3 rRNA genes are annotated in these 5,468 nt (G+C 55.2%); all 3 read left to right on the forward strand.

Annotated features, from left to right (window positions below):
- The first annotated feature begins 211 nt into the window (after positions 1-211).
- The 3 genes from C7474_RS14850 (at position 212) to rrf (ending at position 5,462) form a co-directional block, all read left to right on the forward strand.
- Positions 212-1,733, forward strand: a 16S ribosomal RNA gene (locus tag C7474_RS14850).
- A 399-nt stretch (positions 1,734-2,132) separates the two neighbouring features.
- A 23S ribosomal RNA gene (locus C7474_RS14855) occupies positions 2,133-5,239 on the forward strand.
- Positions 5,240-5,345: 106 nt separating this feature from the next.
- Positions 5,346-5,462, forward strand: a 5S ribosomal RNA gene (gene rrf, locus C7474_RS14860).
- The 16S, 23S and 5S rRNA genes sit together here, the layout of an rRNA operon.
- The last annotated feature ends 6 nt before the right edge of the window (positions 5,463-5,468 follow it).

Consider the following 5,468-nt stretch of genomic DNA (forward strand, 5'->3'; position numbering starts at 1 on the left):
GGTGAGGCCGAGAGGCTGAGCGGCGGGAGCATCCGATCCTTGAGAACTCAACAGCGTGCACTTGTCAAATGCCAAATAACCTCGACCCTGCTTCGGTGGGGTGAGATTCCTTTGGATCAATTTATATGGATGTCAGTTTGATATTCATCTCTTTTGGTCAGTTTCAAACTCGCTGCGTGCCGGTTTTTCCCCGGTGGGTATGCATTTTTTCTTTACGGAGAGTTTGATCCTGGCTCAGGATGAACGCTGGCGGCGTGCTTAACACATGCAAGTCGAACGATGAAGCCCAGCTTGCTGGGTGGATTAGTGGCGAACGGGTGAGTAACACGTGAGCAATCTGCCCCTCACTCTGGGATAAGCGCTGGAAACGGCGTCTAATACTGGATACGAGCTGCGACCGCATGGTCAGTAGTTGGAAAGAATTTCGGTGGGGGATGAGCTCGCGGCCTATCAGCTTGTTGGTGAGGTAATGGCTCACCAAGGCGTCGACGGGTAGCCGGCCTGAGAGGGTGACCGGCCACACTGGGACTGAGACACGGCCCAGACTCCTACGGGAGGCAGCAGTGGGGAATATTGCACAATGGGCGGAAGCCTGATGCAGCAACGCCGCGTGAGGGATGACGGCCTTCGGGTTGTAAACCTCTTTTAGCAGGGAAGAAGCGAAAGTGACGGTACCTGCAGAAAAAGCGCCGGCTAACTACGTGCCAGCAGCCGCGGTAATACGTAGGGCGCAAGCGTTATCCGGAATTATTGGGCGTAAAGAGCTCGTAGGCGGTTTGTCGCGTCTGCTGTGAAATCTGGAGGCTCAACCTCCAGCCTGCAGTGGGTACGGGCAGACTAGAGTGCGGTAGGGGAGATTGGAATTCCTGGTGTAGCGGTGGAATGCGCAGATATCAGGAGGAACACCGATGGCGAAGGCAGATCTCTGGGCCGTAACTGACGCTGAGGAGCGAAAGGGTGGGGAGCAAACAGGCTTAGATACCCTGGTAGTCCACCCCGTAAACGTTGGGAACTAGTTGTGGGGTCCATTCCACGGATTCCGTGACGCAGCTAACGCATTAAGTTCCCCGCCTGGGGAGTACGGCCGCAAGGCTAAAACTCAAAGGAATTGACGGGGACCCGCACAAGCGGCGGAGCATGCGGATTAATTCGATGCAACGCGAAGAACCTTACCAAGGCTTGACATACACGAGAACGCCGCAGAAATGTGGAACTCTTTGGACACTCGTGAACAGGTGGTGCATGGTTGTCGTCAGCTCGTGTCGTGAGATGTTGGGTTAAGTCCCGCAACGAGCGCAACCCTCGTTCTATGTTGCCAGCACGTAATGGTGGGAACTCATGGGATACTGCCGGGGTCAACTCGGAGGAAGGTGGGGATGACGTCAAATCATCATGCCCCTTATGTCTTGGGCTTCACGCATGCTACAATGGCCGGTACAAAGGGCTGCAATACCGTGAGGTGGAGCGAATCCCAAAAAGCCGGTCCCAGTTCGGATTGAGGTCTGCAACTCGACCTCATGAAGTCGGAGTCGCTAGTAATCGCAGATCAGCAACGCTGCGGTGAATACGTTCCCGGGTCTTGTACACACCGCCCGTCAAGTCATGAAAGTCGGTAACACCTGAAGCCGGTGGCCCAACCCTTGTGGAGGGAGCCGTCGAAGGTGGGATCGGTAATTAGGACTAAGTCGTAACAAGGTAGCCGTACCGGAAGGTGCGGCTGGATCACCTCCTTTCTAAGGAGCATCTGGCACTCTCGGGTGTCCAGGCGCCGGATCGAGACGAATGTTCTCGCCGGTTAGCTCATGGGTGGAACATTCGACAAGGTGCCGAACGGGGGATCTTGGACTCAGTACGCTGCTTGCAGCTGGAAAGGTTCGGGTGACGTCGCCGGCACATGCACGCTGTTGGGTCCTGAGGGACCGGATGCGCTCTGGCCTTCGGGTCGGGAGCAGACGAACCTCAGGGCCTTTTCTGGCGCCGGCAGTGTCCGGTGGCGGGGAGGGTACCGCCCGTACTTTGAGAACTACACAGTGGACGCGAGCATCTTCGAGATGATCCTTCGGGACCGTCTCGTGAAAGATGATCTTAAAGATCATTAGTCAATTTCGAATTGACGATTCGAACTCATGTGATTTCAAGTCTTTAAGAGCAAACGGTGGATGCCTTGGCATCTGGAGCCGAAGAAGGACGTAGCAATCTGCGATAAGCCTCGGGGAGTGGATAAGCACACTGTGATCCGAGGGTGTCCGAATGGGGAAACCCCGCTGGGCGGCGTGCCGACCTAGTGACTCCCGCCTGAATATATAGGGCGGGTAGAGGGAACGTGGGGAAGTGAAACATCTCAGTACCCACAGGAAGAGAAAGCAACCGCGATTCCGTTAGTAGTGGCGAGCGAAACCGGATCAGGCTAAACCTAGCGTGTGTGATAGCCGGCAGGCGTTGCACGTTGGGGGTTGTGGGACTTTTCTGATCATTCTGCCGAGTGGTCGGCGTTACAAGAAGGTATAGACGAACCGCATTGAAAGGCGGGTCATAGAGGGTGCCAACCCCGTAGTCGAAATGCCTCTCTTGGCGTGAAGAGTATCCCAAGTAGCACGGGGCCCGAGAAATCCCGTGTGAATCTGTCAGGACCACCTGATAAGCCTAAATACTCCCAGATGACCGATAGCGGACAAGTACCGTGAGGGAAAGGTGAAAAGTACCCCGGGAGGGGAGTGAAATAGTACCTGAAACCGTTTGCTTACAAACCGTTGGAGCACCCCTGGTAGGTGTGACAGCGTGCCTTTTGAAGAATGAGCCTGCGAGTTAGCGATACGTGGCGAGGTTAACCCGTGTGGGGTAGCCGTAGCGAAAGCGAGTCTGAATAGGGCGACCATAGTCGCGTGTCCTAGACCCGAAGCGAAGTGATCTATCCATGGCCAGGCTGAAGCGACGGTAAGACGTCGTGGAGGGCCGAACCCACTTAGGTTGAAAACTGAGGGGATGAGCTGTGGATAGGGGTGAAAGGCCAATCAAACTTCGTGATAGCTGGTTCTCTCCGAAATGCATTTAGGTGCAGCGTTGCGTGTTTCTTGCCGGAGGTAGAGCTACTGGATGGCCGATGGGCCCTACAAGGTTACTGACGTCAGCCAAACTCCGAATGCCGGTAAGTGAGAGCGCAGCAGTGAGACTGTGGGGGATAAGCTTCATAGTCGAGAGGGAAACAACCCAGACCACCAACTAAGGTCCCTAAGCGCGTGCTAAGTGGGAAAGGATGTGGAGTTGCTGTGACAACCAGGAGGTTGGCTTAGAAGCAGCCACCCTTGAAAGAGTGCGTAATAGCTCACTGGTCAAGTGATTCCGCGCCGACAATGTAACGGGGCTCAAGCACGCCACCGAAGTTGTGGCATTGACATTATTGGTAGGCCTTCGTGGTCCAGCCGTGTTGATGGGTAGGAGAGCGTCGTGTGGCGAGTGAAGCGGCGGAGTGATCCAGCCGTGGACGCTACACGAGTGAGAATGCAGGCATGAGTAGCGAAAGACGTGTGAGAAACACGTCCTCCGAAAGACCAAGGGTTCCAGGGTCAAGCTAATCTTCCCTGGGTAAGTCGGGACCTAAGGCGAGGCCGACAGGCGTAGTCGATGGACAACGGGTTGATATTCCCGTACCGGCGAAGAACCGCCCAAACTAATCCAGTAGTGCTAAGTATCTGAATCCCTTTGACGGATCCCTTCGGGGTGAAGCGTTGGGCCTAGCGTACGACCCCATTCTGGTGCGGTTAGCGTATTAACAGGTGTGACGCAGGAAGGTAGCCCAACCCGGGCGATGGTTGTCCCGGGGCAAGTGCGTAGGCCGAGAGATAGGCAAATCCGTCTCTCATACAGGCTGAGACACGATGCGGATGAAAAGTGGGTGATCCTATGCTGCCGAGAAAAGCATCGACGCGAGGTTCTAGCTGCCCGTACCCCAAACCGACTCAGGTGGTCAGGTAGAGAATACCAAGGAGATCGAGAGAATCGTGGTTAAGGAACTCGGCAAAATGCCCCCGTAACTTCGGGAGAAGGGGGGCCATCCACTTATTAGGACTTGCTCCGAAAGGGTGTGGTGGCCGCAGAGACTAGTGGGTAGCGACTGTTTACTAAAAACACAGGTCCGTGCCAAGTCGCAAGACGATGTATACGGACTGACGCCTGCCCGGTGCTGGAAGGTTAAGAGGACCGGTTAGCCGCAAGGCGAAGCTGAGAATTTAAGCCCCAGTAAACGGCGGTGGTAACTATAACCATCCTAAGGTAGCGAAATTCCTTGTCGGGTAAGTTCCGACCTGCACGAATGGCGTAACGACTTCCCAACTGTCTCAACCGCGAACTCGGCGAAATTGCATTACGAGTAAAGATGCTCGTTACGCGCAGCAGGACGGAAAGACCCCGTGACCTTTACTACAGCTTGGTATTGGTGTTCGGTGTGGCTTGTGTAGGATAGGTGGGAGACTTTGAAGCGGTGACGCCAGTTACCGTGGAGTCATTGTTGAAATACCACTCTGGTCACTCTGGATATCTAACTTCGAACCGTGATCCGGTTCAGGGACAGTGCCTGGTGGGTAGTTTAACTGGGGCGGTTGCCTCCCAAAAAGTAACGGAGGCGCCCAAAGGTTCCCTCAACCTGGTTGGCAATCAGGTGGCGAGTGTAAGTGCACAAGGGAGCTTGACTGTGAGACTGACAGGTCGAGCAGGGACGAAAGTCGGGACTAGTGATCCGGCAGTGGCTTGTGGAAGCGCTGTCGCTCAACGGATAAAAGGTACCTCGGGGATAACAGGCTGATCTTGCCCAAGAGTCCATATCGACGGCATGGTTTGGCACCTCGATGTCGGCTCGTCGCATCCTGGGGCTGGAGTAGGTCCCAAGGGTTGGGCTGTTCGCCCATTAAAGCGGTACGCGAGCTGGGTTTAGAACGTCGTGAGACAGTTCGGTCCCTATCCGCTGCGCGCGTAGGAAGTTTGAGAGGATCTGACCCTAGTACGAGAGGACCGGGTTGGACGAACCTCTGGTGTGCCAGTTGTACTGCCAAGTGCACCGCTGGTTAGCTACGTTCGGGATGGATAACCGCTGAAAGCATCTAAGCGGGAAGCCGGCCTCAAGATGAGACTTCCATACCCTTCGGGGTGAGAGGCTCCCAGCCAGACTACTGGGTTGATAGGCGAGATGTGGAAGCGCAGTAATGCGTGCAGCTGACTCGTACTAATAAGCCGATGACTTGATAACACACCGTTCAATGGTGCTTGCGTCCACTGAGTGGTTCTCGATGTACGGTCGAGAACCCCACAACACGATCTTCGTTGTTGTGGTCTGATTGAAACATCAATAGTGTTTCGGCGGCCATAGCGAGAGGGAAACGCCCGGTCCCATTCCGAACCCGGAAGCTAAGCCTCTCAGCGCCGATGGTACTGCAGGGGCGACCCTGTGGGAGAGTAGGACACCGCCGGACTTCTTT

The sequence above is a fragment of the Microbacterium telephonicum genome, from assembly GCF_003651225.1.
GTDB classification, from domain to species: Bacteria; Actinomycetota; Actinomycetes; order Actinomycetales; family Microbacteriaceae; genus Microbacterium; species Microbacterium telephonicum.